We start from the raw sequence: 15,429 nt of genomic DNA, 5'->3' as shown, positions 1-15,429 counted from the left end.
CGCTGGCTTTTTCGTTTAACCCCTTGTTTGGAACCATTCACTCGGTACTTTTACGGCGACCACATGGCTCTGACAACAAAGTATGCCGTCAGAAAAGAGCTCACATTGAAGTTCGATCTTGCTATCTTTTGCTTCGATGATGGAAGCGATGAGCTTAACATCTTCATTAATTGAGACTGGTCTGAGAAATTTCACATCTAGGCTACCAGTCGCAAACCAAATGGCTTCTCCTGAGCCAATTTCTCTGTCTTGCATCTTATAGCCCTTGGCAATAGCGGTACAGACACAATGGCAGTCAATAATGGTAGAAATAATGCCACCGTTAAGAAAGTGTAGTGGCCCTGCGCTGTGATGAGGTAACGGTGTAAAGGTACAGACAGACTCATTGCTTCCATGCCAGTAACTTTTGATTTGCAGCCCGAGCGCATTTTCAGATCCACAGCCAAAACAATGGTTATTGGGGATCTGTTCCTGAAAGGCTTTGTTCTGTTCCATGCGGGACCCTCAGATGTCTTTGTCGAATTCATTCCACAGATTGGTACTCAGTCTAGTAAAGCAGGAGATGATTAGACTTCAAGCTAGCTTGGCAATTCTGTGAGTGTCTGCTCAAGTGTTGCTAGTGCAGTACCAACAAACACTTATAAAGGATAATGAATTAAGAGAGATATATTCCATCATACTTATCTTTTACTGAGTTTTTTAAAAATAAAATTATAGAAATTAAATATAACGCCCTTTATGAGGTTTATGTTTGTAAACTGTTATTTTAATTGAAATGGTTAATGAGACGATTTATTTAATTGTATCAATTAAAACAACATCTTAATAAATGCCGTTCGTTATGTAAGTGACTTTTTTGTTAATAGAATTTATCTCAAATTTTAGGCGGTAAATATCTTTGTTAGTGAGATCTTAAACTCATTTAATTGATTTTGTGAATGATCTTATATGAGTTGCATTTTATCTTTTGTTCGCTTTGTAAGCACATAATTAAATAGGATGTAACAGAATGAAAAACGGATATAAGCTTTCCGCACTTGCTGTCGCTATCATGGCTTCAGCATCGGTTTCAGCCAGCGTCAGTGTTGAACCAGTTCCAGCAAACTCACCTTTTATCAAAGATGTAAAAGGCAATATTGTTGAAGATTACTCGCCCAAGCCAGTTAAACCTATCGCGCCATTTTCAATGCGCATGATGAGCAACCCGTCCGCCGATCGTGGAGACTGGTTCAATGCTTCAGCGAATTACTCAAGTCTTCAAGGTGTGGGTGCTGACTATGTTTATGAGTCTCTATTACCACCTCTAAAACCGCAGCCTGTGATTGTTGCGGTGCTTGATTCTGGTGTTGATATTGACCATGAAGATTTAAAAAACAAACTTTGGACCAATGAAGACGAAATCCCGGGTAATGGTATCGATGATGATGGCAACGGCTACATCGATGATGTTCATGGGTGGAATTTCCTTGGTAACTCGCTGGGTGTGAATGTTGATCAAGACACGCTAGAAGTCACTCGTGAGTACAAAAAATACTTAGAGCTTAAAGAAGGGGGTCATTGGATCCCTCGTAAAAAGCGTGAATACTACGAAGCCGTTGAAGCAGATTACTTAGAATCGGTGGAGTATAACCAGAGCTCACTGGATCTAGTCAATTCCGCTACTGAACAAGCCAATCAGTACAAAGATCAAATTACTCAATTGACTGACCACAAAGACTTCACTGTAGATGGCTTACAAGTTTTGTTAACGCACTCTAACCCTGAAGTTGTTGAGGCGGCACAAGGTTTACTCAATGTCTTTGATTCTTGGTACTCATTCGATTACCTAGAGTCACGCAGAAGCCGTTACCAAGAATCTCTCGATTACCACTACAATCTTGATTTCGATACGCGTCGTGACATCGTAATGGATGACATCAATAACCCGTGGGAGAAGGGCTATGGTAATAATGATGTTAAAGGGCCAGTCGGTGCGCACGGTACCCACGTAGCGGGTATTATTGCCGCAGAACGCCGTAATGGTATTGGTATTGATGGTCTTGCCGATCACGCGCAAGTCATGGCGGTACGCATGGTACCAAATGGTGATGAAAGGGATAAGGACATCGCGAACGCGGTTCGTTATGCTGTTGATAATGGAGCTAAAATTATCAACATGAGTTTTGGTAAGAGCTACTCACCACGTAAGTTCATTGTTGACCATGCTTTCCGTTATGCTGCGCGTAAAGGTGTGCTAATTGTACACTCAGCAGGTAATAGTCGTAATGATAACGATATTAAACCAAGTTTCCCAAACCGTTTTGCTAAGCATTCATGGTCTAAGCCAATTTCAACTTGGATGGATATCGGTGCTTCGGCGAAATATGCTGATGATTCATTAGTTGCAAGCTTCAGTAACTTTGGTCAGGAAACCGTGGATGTATTCGCGCCAGGTTACCGAGTCCTTTCTTCAACACCAGACAACAATTATGCTGCGTACAGTGGGACAAGTATGGCTGCACCAGTCGTTTCTGGTGTAGCGGCAATGGTATGGTCTCATTACCCAGATCTATCGGCAGTCGAGCTTAAAGAACTACTGATGAGTAAAGCACGCACTTATCCTGAGTTGCTGGTTAAGAAGCCGTCTTCTCCTGAGGATCTTGTGCCATTCAGCACGCTATCTATTTCCGGTGGTGTCGTTGATGCAGAAGCGATTTTCGAAGAGCTAGAAAGCCGTTAATAGATAAAACTTTATCTAACTGGTTAAGTAGGACGCTCGATGAGTTTCATCGGGCGTTTTTCATTGGCCTTAGTAGGTTTGCGACAAGCCGATATGCTGAGCGATAATGCTTTGTGCAGTTTGGTGACGGTTCAATTTAATCCATTTCGTTTGAAGCTATCTGTATAGGCTTTATCTTCCCTCATAATATGATGGCTTAACCAGTTTTTGAGAAAGCTCATCAACTCTTCACCGATGTCTTCCCCACGTTCAACCCGTTTCTGAAACGCTAGCACCTCATTGACAAGTTGGGCGTGCTTATCAATATGCTCCTGCGTTTGTTCATAGCCAATTTGAGCAAAAAGTGTTTCTTCGTACTTGAAGTGATTAGCCGTGTAGTCGATAAGGCCTTGAACGACACGCTTGATTGAAGGCAGCCCATAATTGTGTCTGAGTAAATGGTACAGCTCATTAATTAAATGAAGTAGAGTCTGATGCTGGCGGTTGATCTCATCCAACCCAATATCCAATTGATCATTCCACTCCATCAGTTTGTCGCGCTTGGCTTCTTCTTGTTGGATTTGTTTGTGATCCGTTTCGAATCTATGAAGTAAAGAGTTAATCTCACCAGATAAATTACGAACAGTAATACTGGCACGTAATGTTTCGCGAGTAGATTGTACGTTGTTGTCTGACTCTTGGGTTATTTGCTGAAGACAATGATCAAGATCTTGAGTTTGATTCAGCTGAGCTTCTGAAGAGCTAGCAATCTGCTGGCCATATGAGCGCACTTCATCAATTTGAAGATTGAGCTCTCTGAATGTCTCCTCTGCTGTAGAAGCTAGAGCGAGAGACTTGTCCATACTAGATTTGTTTTCCTTCATTGTTTCAAGTACATCGTCAGTTTTTGCTTGAAGGTTACTGATCTTCTCATGGATTTCTTCAGTAGCTTCCTGAGTTCGCATCGCCAAAGTGCGGACTTCATCGGCGACCACTGCAAAACCACGCCCTTGCTCGCCTGCTCGTGCACTTTCAATGGCGGCATTGAGTGCCAGTAAGTTGGTTTGATCAGCAATACTGCTTATGGTCTCCATAACTTGGCTGATTTGTGTGGTTTCTTCCATTAAAGACTGAAAATGCTCATTAGAATTCTCGATGTGTTGGTTGGCGCTGTTGAGTGCTTCTTCCAGTGCCACCATGTCGCGTGAACCTTGATCGGCTTTGTATTTAGCTTCATTAGCTAACTTAGCGGTCGATTCACAATGTTCAGAGACTTGTTGGGTAATGTCTGAAAGCTGGCTGGTAATGGATTTCGCGCTGTCGACGTCTTGTTTCTGTCCAATAGCCCCAGCTTGTGATATTTCAGAATCTTCTTGAACGGTATTTGCAACATCGAGCAATCGGTCGGTCGATTTTCCAAGTGCGTGAACGGTGCGAGAAATATCTTCACCAATTCGATTGACGGTACGATATAGAGAGTGTGAGTCGGGATCGTCAACTGGGATACGAATCGTGAGATCACCCTCTGAGAGCTGTCTCGCAGCACTTCGTACTTGATTAAGCATCTGACTTAAAGCATAAAACATCGCCAGCATCACGCTATGGTAAAGAATAAGAAGTAGTAGCCCAAGCCAAGCTTGAGCATGAAATAAGTATATCGCGGCGGGTAAGGCAAGAAGAGAGAAGAGCACAACCCATTGGATAGGATTGTACTGACTGAACTTTTCGGTAACACTGTTAAACATGCACCAACTCCTTGGTGTTATATTCACTGTTCTACCTAATAAACTTAGGCGAAATATTGGGATATCCCTACCTAGTAGGTGCGTATTCTTATTATTTTTTGTAAAAGCCGTCTGAATTTCTCAGACTGCCTGATGAATTTTTAGTTTTGAACCACGATCTCAGGAGCAAGATCGTCCCGTTTGTTTAACTGTTTCATCATCAGCACAGCCCCAATCATGGTGACCGCAGCCAGCATGAAGCCATATTGTGTGAGGCCGTAATGGCTCAAGAATGCGATCACCGTATAACTTATGCTTTGTGCCATGGTCGCAAACATTTGTAGGCCACCATCGGCTCGACCTCTCTGCTCGACCCTAATTGTGTGGTGCATCCAGTTAGTTCGGGCAATGCGATTGAGTGCGTTAAATGAACCGAAAAACAGTGTGAATATCAATAAGTATGCTGGGTGGGCAGAGAAGCTCATACCAATTAGCATTACGGACGCTATGGCCATTGAGTAGAGCATGGTGGACTGGTGAGATGCCAGCTTGAGCAATCTGGCGACAAACAAACCTGTCATCAATGATCCTAAACCAAAGGCAATGTTGTAGCCCGCATACCAGTCTCCCGAGATCCCGACTTCTGAAAACCAGATCGGCACCAGCTTACCTAAAAAGGTCAGGATAGGATAACTCAATGCTGAGAGTAATAAGAATGCGTAAAAGCGAGGCTGAGCGGTGAATATATCCTTACTCTCTTTCATTTGGCCAATAAAGGATGTGGTTTTGCTTTGACGCAATTTCTGACGATACGGCGTCACTAGATAGCTTAACGTTGATAAGCCAGACGCTGCCGCGGCAAATGCCGCGAATTCAAGCATGCCCCAGGTTTGCAGTAAAACAACCCCTAATGCGCCAGCTCCCAACGTAGTGCCCTGTAGAATGATTTCCTGTTTGCCTGAAATCGCCGCGTACTCATGTGGGTCATAGTTTTCCTGCGTAAAAGCATTGTTTGTTGTCCAAGCGAGGTTACTGGAAACCCAGAACACAAGCTGTGCAACGGCAAGTAGCCAGTTAGAATCAAAGCCGAGCCAATAGGCGATAAGAGCCAATAAAGCGGTTAATGACTGCACAAGCTGAACGATCACCAAAAGCGACTTTCTTGAATGCCTGTCGATAAGAGTGGAAAACAAAGGAGTCAGGAAAAAAGAAATTGCTGTACACGCTAAGGCGACCATAGCCACAAAAGGGCCCATGCCTGGCGTTTCCAGCATGACCCAAGGTAAAGCCATCATAAATAAACCGGAAGAAATTCCATCAAAGAAACGGCCACTCAAGTAGGGCATGGTTCTGTTTTTCATAATTAATTGCATTGTTATTCTCCACTGCAAGCCAACTTGGTGTTACTCTAAAACCTCAAGTTAACTTAAGGTAAAGCGCTTTTTTGTGTTTATTTAGCTGAGATAGCCAGAAAGGAAGGAGAGGTATATGGAAATGACCGTCGGAGAGGTCGCAAAGCGGGCTGGGGTAAAAGTCTCTGCGTTGCACTTTTACGAGCAGAAGGGGCTTATTTTCAGTTGGCGGAATCAAGGCAACCAACGTCGCTATCACCGCAGTGTGCTACGTCGAATCGCTGTAATCAAAGCAGCGCAGGAAGTCGGACTGACATTGGAAGAGATTGCCCAGTCCCTGTCTCATTTACCTAAACATCAAGCACCCAATCGTCAGCAATGGGAGCGCATGGCCTCAGGTTGGCATGATTTGTTGGATCATCGAATTCAACAGCTTAAAGCATTACAGGATGACCTTGGAGGCTGCATAGGCTGTGGCTGTTTATCGATGGAATCTTGTGCCATTTATAACCCACAAGATATCCGAGCTGAAACATTCAAAGGGAAAACAATGCTCACTAACCCGGAAGAATGGTCAGCCGAGGGACAGAGCGAAAGTCAATAATAGTGGTAAGGTTAAAATACTGAAGAAGTTGCCAAACAGTACCATAGATGCCACACGATTCGGCTCGATGTTAAATCGTTCTGCAAACATATAATTCATGACGGCGGGCGGTAGCATAGTAAACAGCACCATCATTTGTAACTGCATGGCTGGCAGAGGGATAAAGGTATAAATTACCCAGAAAGCGGCCACACCCGTTGCCAGAGACTGAAGAGTGCAGAAAATCCCCACTCTAAGCCCACTCAATCGCATATGACACATCTGTGCACCCAGTGAGAGTAGCATTACTGGCACTGCTGCTTGGCCAAGCAACGCCGTCGCTTCATAAAGTGGTTCCCACACGCCGATCCCGCTTAGGTTAAGCACCATGGCGGCAAATGCAGCGAGAAAGACCGGCATACGAATGACTTGCTTAAAAGGGTTTCCTTCACTTAGCAGCGCGAGTCCAAGACTCACGTGGATACAGGCTGAAACAACGAACAATAGCACTGCGGATGCCAAGGCTGTATCACCGAAGGTATAGGTGAAGAGTGGAATCGCCAGATTACCACTGTTACGAAACATGTGAGGGGGAGCCCATGCTTTATAACGCAGGCCTGCAAGTTTACAGATGGGGATCATTAAAACCCCCGGCAAGAGTACCGCGATTAATGAAGCGCTGAGCAACGGGACTTGTTCGGTGTCCAACGGCATTGAGACTAATGACGAAAACACTAATGCTGGCGTAAACGCATCCATATTGATGCGATTGATTGGGCGAAAGTCAGGTTTGAGCCAGCGTCCAACAGAAAAACCGACTAAAACCAACGCGAAGACCGGGAATAGAATCCCGATAACCTGCTCCAACATATTCGTCCTTGAAAGCGATTGAGTACTTTAAGCAAAGTACCTGATAAATGGATAATTTAACGCGATGAGATTAACAAAAGCTTTGTTGCGTCCAGATGCTTTACTTCTGAGTGTATATGTCGGTTGAGATTCAATGCCTGAGCGAAGAGTTGCTCAGGCATTAAGGGATAATTACAGAGAAGGGTTTAGGATTGCTTGAGTGCGCTCAAATACATCAAGGCCTTGTTGTTTCAGCCAGTATGGAAGATCAATCAAGACCCAGTTTTCAGATAGTTTGTCACCGTCACGGTAATACACGTCAACCACCTGCATGTCAGCACGGATTTCACCACCTGGCATTCCAAGGAAGCCTCCAATTGGCGTGTTGGAAAGATTTGGCCAACCGAAGAAGCAAGAGAAGTTACCTTCTGCGAATCGACAAACGTGGCCGTTGAACTTCTTGTCTTTCAAGTTATTGCGGAATGGCAGTTGGTGCTGTTGTTGGTAACGCGGAATTGTGTAAGAAGCGCCGATACCACACGGACCATACCAAATCATGTCTTTTGACCAACTCTTTTCGAGAACTTCTGGTGGACACCCCATAGCGCCGCTATCGTTCAGTGAAGACAGGTCATCGACCATTTTGTTAACCAAGTCGAGAGTTGCTTGGCCTTCTTCCGGTTGGGCATCTTCAAATAGCAGGCCGTCATGATTACGTGGCCCAGGATAAACAAAGTGCTGACCAGTTGAAGGAGGAAGTGGGTAACAGCCAGCTTGATCCATCACGCCAAGCAGATCGAGGAACAAACCTGTTTTTGTGATCTTACCGTTTTCTACGCAGTTAAACTCAGCGTAGCGAACGTTCATGATCTTCCCTGTTGGGCGCATCCCGAGATACTCTGCATCGAATAGGCCCATAAAGTGCCCCATGCTCATTACCCAAATTTCATCAGGATTGATTTCGTTGTTACCGCCAATAAAAATATCCTGACGGCGCTGCATGCGTGTCATGGATTTCATCAACGGCGCCCAGAAAACCTCAGCGGCAGCTTGGGCTCCTTCTTGCTCGCGGAAAGGGTAGACTCCGCGCCACAAGTAATCTTCCGAGGTATGTGCTTTTAGTACTTCTGCAACATTCTCATGAGTCGCGTTTTCCATTGCGTTGAAATAATCACGCACGACGCGTTTTGCTTCTTGATATTTAGCCATAATTTGCTCTCTTGATACGTCGAGCCAGATGTTGGAACAGGACTCGAAAAGTTTTTGGAACCGGCCCAGTGTTCAGGCCGGAAAATCTGATTCAGTTATGCTTGAGCGGTTTGCGCTCGTTTCTTCTTGTCGAATAAGCCACCTTTCAAGGTTTCTGGCAGTGATAGCCAGAGCAAGCCTGCGACAATCCATACAATCGGTGAACCCCACATAGCAGTTTGTAGATCGGTACGTTCCTGAATAAAGATCAATACCATTGGCGCCCACATGCCGATGATTCGACCACCATGGAACAGAGCAGCACCATAGCTGCGAAGGTGGGCAGGGAATAGCTCAGAGAAATAGCCACCCCATACTGCTGACGAAGATAAGCCGAAGTTGTAAATTAAACCGAGGATAGCCAGCATGTTCAGGCTTCCGATCATGACATTACTTGGAGCGATGAAGAATACTGATGCCATCACACCTGCAAGGATGAAACCAAACGCGTTCACTTTCCGTCCATATTTGTCGGCGATTGCTCCCCAAACCCAAGCACCAAATAGAGACCCAAAAGCAGAAATGGAGAAGATGACTCCGATAGTGGCTCCATCAAACTGACGAACTTCTTTCAGGTAAGTGGTTACGAAGCCGCTGAAGAATTGGAAGCCATAGAAGTTAAGGCCTGCCAATAAGAGACAGGTGACGGTCAAGGTGCGATAGGGCTTGCTGAGCATTTCTCCCCAAGAACCTTGTTTAGCTGGAGTGGATGTGCCTGATTCAGAAACCTGCTCCTCTTCACCATAGGCGATGACCTTTTTGTCACTTGGTAAGACAAAAATCATCGCTACTGCGGCGACTAATGGAGGGATACCGCCGACCCACATCAAGCTTTCCCATGGAGCATCAATGCTGGAAATGAACGCTGCATATGCCCCCATCACCATCAGAGCGACTGAGAACATCGATGAAGCAAATGCCGTTAGCTTACCTCGGACCGTTGGGGTAAATAGGCCAATCATTAAGCTGACTGCCACCGTGAAGTAGCCACCTAGTGATAATCCAATAATGAATCGCATCGCTGCCCAGGTTGTATAGTCGGTAAACATCATATTGATGATGGTGGCACCGCCGTTTAGAGCTGTGATGGTAATCAAAGTTGATTTTTTACCAAACTTGGTCGCAAACCAGGCACAGCTCAACGCCCCGATCAGCGCGCCTACTGACTGCCAGGTGTAGAATTGAGCAGTATCAGACAGGCTAATGCCGTCATAGGCTTCAACAATATATGGGCGTACGTAGTCAATGATTACAAAGTTATAACAATAGAAAAAGTATCCGACTAGTATCGCTAGATAGGCGGTGACCCTTTGAATTATAGGAACTTCGCTCATGTGTTTTTTCGAATTCATGACCGATAAACCTCTATTTTACTCGGTTTTTTAGTTTTGTAAGTCAGAATTAAAACGATCGTTCTCGGATCTGACCACTCTGTATTTCGCTGTGGATCATAGTTTTTTTGCTGTGATTGGATCCGTGATCAAAATCAACTTTAAAATGAGTGCGTACCCATTTTGTTGTTTTTGGTGATCAAGATCGCTATTTTGAGTGTTCTAACAGTTACTGTGCACAAAGTAATCAAATCAAGTGACAGTAATCACAGTAATGGTGAAGAAATACCTAGTATCAGATCCTTTTAAGTATGATGAGTATGTGATTTACGGCACTATGCTATCAGGTGAAATTTAAAAATGGTTACGTACTCAAGTTTTGCAATTGTTGCTGTTTATATATTTATAACCATACTGATCAGCTACTTAGTTAATAAAGGTGGCCGTGCTGGTGGGGATTTTTCTACTGGAGATAAGCAGTTTGGTTGGTTTACTGCTGGGGTTTCGATTCTCGCGACTTACATTAGCGCAATGACGTTTGTAGGAATGCCAGGTTGGGTGTACAGCTCAGGTATGGAAGCGATGAGTATCCACCTCAACTATCCCATCGTAATTTTCTTTGCGGTTATTTTCTTTGTTCCAGTGTTCTATAAGCTCGGCCTGACCTCAATTTATGAGTATCTAGAGCTGCGCTTCGGTGTTTATGCCAGAACGATCAACTCAATGGTGTTTCTGATTGTTCAGTGCATTTCTGCTGGCGTGATCCTGTATGCCGTCGCCCTGATTCTTGTCCAGGTTCTGCCCGTTTCTATTTCCGAAGCTATTATCTATATCAGTCTTTTTACTGCTTGCTACACCTATGCGGGTGGTATATCAACAGTCATCTGGACAGACATGCTTCAATCTGTGGTGTTAGTAATTGGAAGTATTGCCATACTGGTTATCTTACTGATGGACATCAATACCGCAGAGCACCTTTCGAAGCAGCACCTCAATATTATTAATGCAGACTTTGATCTGGGCATTGATACAACGTTATGGGCTGGGGTGGTTGCTGTGAGCTTTCTACATTTAAGTGTTTATGGTACCAATCAGCTCATTATTCAAAGAACATTGGCAACCAAAAATGAACACACTGCGCAGAAGTCGATGCTGCTGTGTGGGTATGGCGCCTTTTTCATTTACCTCTTTTTTGCCTTGATCGGCGTATTGCTCAGTGTGTTTTATCAAGATCAAAGCTTTGATAATAGTAATGAAGTGATTCTAGATTTCGTTTTTAACCATACAAATCCAGTCGTCGTAGGTTTGATTATTTCGGCATTGGCTGCCGCTGCGATGTCGACGTTGGACTCTACTTACAACTCGATGGCAACAGTAGCTACATTCGATATCTATAAACGTTTTATTCAACGCGACGCAACAGCTCAGCACTACGAGTCAGTTGCACGTAAGATGAGCCTTCTTGCTGCGGCGATGGTCGTCGTGCCTGCGTTGCTGGCAGTATCCAATGAATCTGTTTTGAAAACTATTGCCAGCCTTACGTCCATTTTTGTTGGCATTCGACTAGGCTCTTTTGTGCTTGGTTTGTTTTGGTCTAGGTCGAACGAGATAGGGGTGATTGTAGGCAGTATTGCCAGTGTATTTGCCGTGTTTGCAGCAAGGTATGCAGAGGTGGCTTGGCCTTGGTTTGCGCCAATAGGCACTGTTGTTTTCTTAGTATTTGGCGTAATAGCGAGTCGATTCTGGGGGCGAATTACCTCTCAACAGGCGTCTTTTATTCGAAATCAAAAGCATCTTTTTGCAACGCCTAACATCAGCCATTATGGTTTGCTGCTGTTTGCCATCGTCTCTATTTCTGCTTGTCTAATTCTTCCTGACTGGCTTTATACTGCATTGTCCTAATGTTTAGATATTTTCAGACTGGCGCTGATTGTCATGATTGAGGTTATTCGCAGAGCTGTTGATTTATAATGGTAATTGGCCAACTCAGTAGTATTCATTGTCCAACAACAGAACCTCTAGAGCGTTGCTGGATCCTTTTGTAGGACCGCCCACCATCTCGTCATAGGCGCTTGTGTGTCGCAAGTATTGTTTAGTGACATTTAGCTTTGAACATTTCTTTTGCATTTCAACGACAGATAGAGCTTTCAGCATCAGCCCCTGCTCATCCGATACATAATATTCCTGCCCCTCTATAACGACAGATGCTTGATAGAGTGACAAATCCAGAGAATGAATGATCAATTTATCGATGAAGAAGAATTTCTCTAGCTTACTCAAACTTATTTTCACTGCGCTCACCATTTGTGTCTAATTAATTGATGGGGTTATATCGATTGTTCGTACCAGCTTTGATACGAAGAATACGGTGAAAAAGATTAACCTCATCTCGCTAACGTGACCTATGGTTCACAGTACATTCTCCGTTCAATGCAGCCGCAAACACGCGTGTGGTAAGGGACCGATGATCTGATGGAATACGTGAGCCGTAGAAAGAGTTCGAATTATGAATTTTGGAGAGTACATTATGTTGAAGCCAACCTTGGTAGTGACTGCGATATTATTTCTGCTTCTTTCCTATTTAGCGGCTTAACTATGTGCTATTAACTGATGCCGTAGAGGATTCAAATGATAAATAATGAAAGATAAAAATTTTACCAAGTCTCAACTCTCTGCCATGGATGAACGAAAGAGAGCTAGGCTAATAAACAGTTTGTCTGGCTTTAAAAGCGCTAATTTAATTGGAACCCAAGATGAACAGGCCAACAACAACCTTGCGATTGTTAGTTCGGTTGTCCATATTGGTTCTTCGCCTCCTCTTCTTGGTTTTGTCAGTAGGCCAAATACCGTTGATAGGCACACTCTTGAGAACGTCTTGCAATCTGGTTTTTTCTCTATCAACTCGGTGGGATCAGACATTGCAAGAGCAGCACATCAAACATCAGCACGGTACTCAAGAACGCAGTCAGAGTTTGATGAGACAGGTTTAACACCGTACTTTTCTGAGCGTTTCCCCGCTCCATATGTGTTGGAGAGCAATTTAAAAATCGGTTTAAAGCTCAGTGAATACATTGATATCACTGCAAATAATACGTGCTTAGTAATAGGGGAAGTGGAAGAAATCCTGATACCGGATCAGTTTATTCAACCTGACGGATATGTTGATATTGAATCGATGGAGTCGGTCACGATATCTGGGCTAGATAGTTACCATGTAACACAAAGGCTGTATCGACTGAGCTATGCAAAGCCCGGTTTACCATTACACCCACTGACGTTAGAAGGGGATCCTTCTTCTTGGTTAGCTTTGAAATCTGAAACGGATTTATAGAATTCAATGATATTATTAATACATCTCTCAGAATAACGCCTAAGTTTTATTCACCATGTCAACTAATTAGTTAATAAGTATTAAATTGCTTCCATAAGTGACTTTTATATAAGTTGTTAATATGTATAATCATCGCGTTTTATAACTATATTGTCAGTTGTTGGAGTAATAATGTTTAGAAGCTCTATGGTTGGTGCTTTAGTATTAGTCGCACTAGCGGGTTGTCAGAGCACGGGCGCTTCAGTACAACAGGATGCGTATGGCCTGAATAAACAGTTTGAGATAGATGTCAATAATACTACTTATAATATGGCGCTCGATCAGTCTCAAACTATAGTGACATCTGTTGAGTATATTTCCCGTGAACAATCGAAAGGGGTTAATAACCAAAAGGCGAAAAGTATTCTGCGCCCGCAAGAGAATAGTGAGCAACAAGCGCAACTATTAAATTCTCTCTATTCGAATGGTGCATTTATTGTCCGAGTTTACGGTGACACCATTAATTCAGTTAGTCGAGACTTATATAAAGTCATGCTAGTTCAGGATGGAAAAGTCATACAGCGAGGTGTCTTTGATGCTGTTGGTGACGTACCGAATATGGACTACCCCTCACGCCTGTGGCGTAACGATTCAAAACTTGCTACCAAAGGCTTAGATACCAGTAAACCTTTTGAAATTCAGGTGATCACTGGTGAAAATATCGAAAAATATCATTATCAGCCGAATGTTAAAGGCTGATACTTAAACGAGATTCTTGAGCACGGATACACGTGCTCAAGCTTGCTCACCCTTTTTACATTCCGTATAAAAACGGCTTTCCTGCCTCTAGCATATCGCGATGGATTGGTTTCAATGCATGCGCATATGCAGACAATAGTTTGATTGTATATTCGCTCCGCATTTGAAAGCTTTCATCATTGACGCTTCCATCCTTGTTGAGGAGGCTTTCAACATTTCGGAAGATCAAGTGATCTGGAAGAAAGCATACATGATTGTTTTTACTGCCAGTTAAGCGTAGTTCACTGATGGGATAGACACCATTCACACTGGCTGACACACTCACGGTTAAAGCAGGTTTATGTGCCATCTCCTGAGCTGTAGAGAGCATCAAGAAGTTTTTTAAAGCGGGCGTTGCCATACCATGCCATTCAGGAGTAATGAAGATAAAGGCATCACTGCTGCGTAGCTGTTGTGCAAGTTCTCTCCAAGGTGCCCATTCTTCACTACCGCTCCATACTCCTTCATTCCAGAGGGGTAAATTCAATTGGTGAAGATCAAGAATGTCTATTTCTGCAAACTCCGAGTTCGCGAGTGTTGATAGATAGTGGGCAACTTGTAAGCTTTGAGAATCAGCACGTTGGCTGCCTGAGACAATAGTAAGTTTCATGCGAGTTCCTCTCGATTAAATGAAGTATTGGTTTTTTCTGTTGAATGTGATGGTGAAGATGTAGCCAGTAGAATCGAAATTAATACGCTTAACGCTCCGATAAGCTGTAGCCAAGTCAGTGTTTGGTTGAGAAATAGGTAGCCGAGCGTTACAGCTGAAACGCTACTGAGAAAACCAAGGAATGAGACCGAAACTGTACTGAGCTTTTCAATTCCACGGAACCAAAGTGAGTAGGCGAGCATGGCACCAATAATTGCCAGATAGCTGTAACCGACAACATTTGCTAACGTGATTTGCTGAGGTAACCCCTCGGCACTGATGGCAACAGGGAGTAACATCAGCCCGCCAAACAACAATTGCCATCCAGTGAAGCTCAGTAAGGACATATTTTCAGGTCGTCCCCACTTTTTTGTTAACACTACGCCTAGTGCCATGCTAACGGTACCGAGCAGCCCCATAACAACTCCCGAGGTATTGAGTTGACCAGGGTTATTGATGACGAGCATTGCGATGCCACCTATCCCTAAACCGCTGGCTATCAACTGAATCGCTGTTAGCTTGTTTCTTAGTAGTACCACACTCAGCCCCATGACCAATATAGGTTGTATGGACATGATCAATGCTGCCATTCCACCGGGTAAGTAAGTGGCGGCATAGAATAAGCAGTAGAAGAAGAACCCGATATTGAGCAAGCCAAGTAGAGCCAATTTGGGCCACCAACTTCCCCTCGGAACAGTGCGAGAAAATAACACTAATAATATTCCGGCAGGCAAAGCACGTAGCATTGAGGCCAGTAAAGGGCTGTTTTTAGGTAACAGTTCGGTTGTAACGATGTAAGTGCTACCCCAAACAATTGGAGCGAGGGCCGTCATCGCTAATGTAATGAATAATTGAGTACGCCTCATGTGTGCCTCCATTCGCGCCTT

At 43.9% G+C, this 15,429-nt stretch carries 14 protein-coding genes; 5 read left to right on the top strand and 9 right to left on the bottom strand.

Annotation, left to right across the window (positions count from 1 at the left end):
* Nucleotides 1-15 precede the first annotated feature (15 nt).
* The gene (locus L1D15_RS05275) at nucleotides 16-495 is read right to left on the bottom strand and encodes a PaaI family thioesterase (RefSeq protein ID WP_239874909.1); all 480 of its coding nucleotides are present in this window, start codon (nucleotides 493-495) and stop codon (nucleotides 16-18) included.
* Nucleotides 496-1,009: 514 nt separating this feature from the next.
* Between L1D15_RS05275 and L1D15_RS05270 the strand changes: the two genes are divergently transcribed.
* Nucleotides 1,010-2,719, top strand: a complete 1,710-nt coding sequence (locus L1D15_RS05270; RefSeq protein ID WP_239874908.1) for a S8 family peptidase — start codon at nucleotides 1,010-1,012, stop codon at nucleotides 2,717-2,719.
* Nucleotides 2,720-2,850: 131 nt separating this feature from the next.
* Here L1D15_RS05270 and L1D15_RS05265 read toward each other — a convergent pair whose 3' ends face one another.
* Together L1D15_RS05265 and L1D15_RS05260 are read right to left on the bottom strand one after the other, a co-directional pair.
* A complete protein-coding gene (locus tag L1D15_RS05265; RefSeq protein ID WP_239874907.1) occupies nucleotides 2,851-4,443 on the bottom strand; it encodes a bacteriohemerythrin in 1,593 nt (530 codons plus the stop codon).
* Nucleotides 4,444-4,583: 140 nt separating this feature from the next.
* Complete coding sequence (locus L1D15_RS05260; protein ID WP_239874906.1) at nucleotides 4,584-5,795, bottom strand: MFS transporter; 1,212 nt, start codon at nucleotides 5,793-5,795, stop codon at nucleotides 4,584-4,586.
* 115 nt (nucleotides 5,796-5,910) lie between these two features.
* On the opposite strand from L1D15_RS05260, the gene soxR reads away from it, so the two are divergent.
* On the top strand, nucleotides 5,911-6,378 hold the full coding sequence (soxR, locus tag L1D15_RS05255) for a redox-sensitive transcriptional activator SoxR (protein ID WP_006961429.1): 468 nt from the start codon (nucleotides 5,911-5,913) through the stop codon (nucleotides 6,376-6,378).
* Here soxR and L1D15_RS05250 read toward each other — a convergent pair.
* From L1D15_RS05250 to L1D15_RS05240, 3 genes are all read right to left on the bottom strand, one after another.
* Nucleotides 6,349-7,227: an AEC family transporter gene (locus L1D15_RS05250; RefSeq protein ID WP_239874905.1), complete on the bottom strand. Its 879-nt coding sequence runs from the start codon at nucleotides 7,225-7,227 to the stop codon at nucleotides 6,349-6,351. The genes soxR and L1D15_RS05250 overlap by 30 nt on opposite strands.
* Nucleotides 7,228-7,398: 171 nt before the next feature.
* Entirely contained in the window at nucleotides 7,399-8,415 is a 1,017-nt protein-coding gene (locus L1D15_RS05245) for a nuclear transport factor 2 family protein (protein WP_239874904.1), read from the bottom strand.
* 95 nt (nucleotides 8,416-8,510) lie between these two features.
* Nucleotides 8,511-9,806, bottom strand: a complete 1,296-nt coding sequence (locus tag L1D15_RS05240) for an MFS transporter (RefSeq protein ID WP_239874903.1) — start codon at nucleotides 9,804-9,806, stop codon at nucleotides 8,511-8,513.
* 339 nt (nucleotides 9,807-10,145) lie between these two features.
* Between L1D15_RS05240 and L1D15_RS05235 the strand changes: the two genes are divergently transcribed.
* Nucleotides 10,146-11,687, top strand: coding sequence for a sodium:solute symporter (locus L1D15_RS05235; RefSeq protein WP_239874902.1), 1,542 nt, complete (start codon nucleotides 10,146-10,148; stop codon nucleotides 11,685-11,687).
* A gap of 84 nt (nucleotides 11,688-11,771) precedes the next feature.
* On the opposite strand, the gene L1D15_RS05230 is transcribed toward L1D15_RS05235, so the two are convergent.
* A complete protein-coding gene (locus L1D15_RS05230) occupies nucleotides 11,772-12,077 on the bottom strand; it encodes a DUF6482 family protein (protein WP_239874901.1) in 306 nt (101 codons plus the stop codon).
* 346 nt (nucleotides 12,078-12,423) lie between these two features.
* Here L1D15_RS05230 and L1D15_RS05225 point away from each other — a divergent pair, with 346 nt between their 5' ends.
* The gene (locus L1D15_RS05225; protein ID WP_239874900.1) at nucleotides 12,424-13,116 is read left to right on the top strand and encodes a flavin reductase; all 693 of its coding nucleotides are present in this window, start codon (nucleotides 12,424-12,426) and stop codon (nucleotides 13,114-13,116) included.
* Nucleotides 13,117-13,287: 171 nt separating this feature from the next.
* Nucleotides 13,288-13,854 (top strand): hypothetical protein, encoded by a 567-nt coding sequence (locus tag L1D15_RS05220; RefSeq protein WP_239874899.1) that lies wholly within the window; start codon nucleotides 13,288-13,290, stop codon nucleotides 13,852-13,854.
* A gap of 55 nt (nucleotides 13,855-13,909) precedes the next feature.
* Here the strand turns inward: L1D15_RS05220 and L1D15_RS05215 are convergent, their stop codons facing one another.
* Nucleotides 13,910-14,503: an NAD(P)H-dependent oxidoreductase gene (locus tag L1D15_RS05215; protein WP_239874898.1), complete on the bottom strand. Its 594-nt coding sequence runs from the start codon at nucleotides 14,501-14,503 to the stop codon at nucleotides 13,910-13,912.
* Complete coding sequence (locus L1D15_RS05210) at nucleotides 14,500-15,408, bottom strand: EamA family transporter (RefSeq protein ID WP_239874897.1); 909 nt, start codon at nucleotides 15,406-15,408, stop codon at nucleotides 14,500-14,502. The genes L1D15_RS05215 and L1D15_RS05210 overlap by 4 nt, the downstream gene beginning before the upstream one ends.
* Between the last annotated feature and the right edge of the window lie 21 nt (nucleotides 15,409-15,429).

The organism is Vibrio sp. Isolate25 (assembly GCF_022398025.1).
GTDB classification, from domain to species: Bacteria; Pseudomonadota; Gammaproteobacteria; order Enterobacterales; family Vibrionaceae; genus Vibrio; species Vibrio coralliilyticus_A.
Note: the sequence above shows the minus strand (reverse complement) of the source record. Positions and strands in the feature narration are given on the sequence as shown.

Bases quoted from the DNA above. Each gene is read 5' to 3' on its own strand.
- L1D15_RS05265 (WP_239874907.1), bottom strand. From the start codon at position 4,443: ATGTTTAACAGTGTTACCGAAAAGTTCAGTCAGTACAATCCTATCCAA.
- L1D15_RS05235 (WP_239874902.1), top strand. From the start codon at position 10,146: ATGGTTACGTACTCAAGTTTTGCAATTGTTGCTGTTTATATATTTATA.
- L1D15_RS05275 (WP_239874909.1), bottom strand. From the start codon at position 495: ATGGAACAGAACAAAGCCTTTCAGGAACAGATCCCCAATAACCATTGT.
- L1D15_RS05245 (WP_239874904.1), bottom strand. From the start codon at position 8,415: ATGGCTAAATATCAAGAAGCAAAACGCGTCGTGCGTGATTATTTCAAC.
- soxR (WP_006961429.1), top strand. From the start codon at position 5,911: ATGGAAATGACCGTCGGAGAGGTCGCAAAGCGGGCTGGGGTAAAAGTC.
- L1D15_RS05225 (WP_239874900.1), top strand. From the start codon at position 12,424: ATGAAAGATAAAAATTTTACCAAGTCTCAACTCTCTGCCATGGATGAA.
- L1D15_RS05260 (WP_239874906.1), bottom strand. From the start codon at position 5,795: ATGCAATTAATTATGAAAAACAGAACCATGCCCTACTTGAGTGGCCGT.
- L1D15_RS05240 (WP_239874903.1), bottom strand. From the start codon at position 9,806: ATGAATTCGAAAAAACACATGAGCGAAGTTCCTATAATTCAAAGGGTC.
- L1D15_RS05250 (WP_239874905.1), bottom strand. From the start codon at position 7,227: ATGTTGGAGCAGGTTATCGGGATTCTATTCCCGGTCTTCGCGTTGGTT.
- L1D15_RS05215 (WP_239874898.1), bottom strand. From the start codon at position 14,503: ATGAAACTTACTATTGTCTCAGGCAGCCAACGTGCTGATTCTCAAAGC.
- L1D15_RS05270 (WP_239874908.1), top strand. From the start codon at position 1,010: ATGAAAAACGGATATAAGCTTTCCGCACTTGCTGTCGCTATCATGGCT.
- L1D15_RS05220 (WP_239874899.1), top strand. From the start codon at position 13,288: ATGTTTAGAAGCTCTATGGTTGGTGCTTTAGTATTAGTCGCACTAGCG.
- L1D15_RS05210 (WP_239874897.1), bottom strand. From the start codon at position 15,408: ATGAGGCGTACTCAATTATTCATTACATTAGCGATGACGGCCCTCGCT.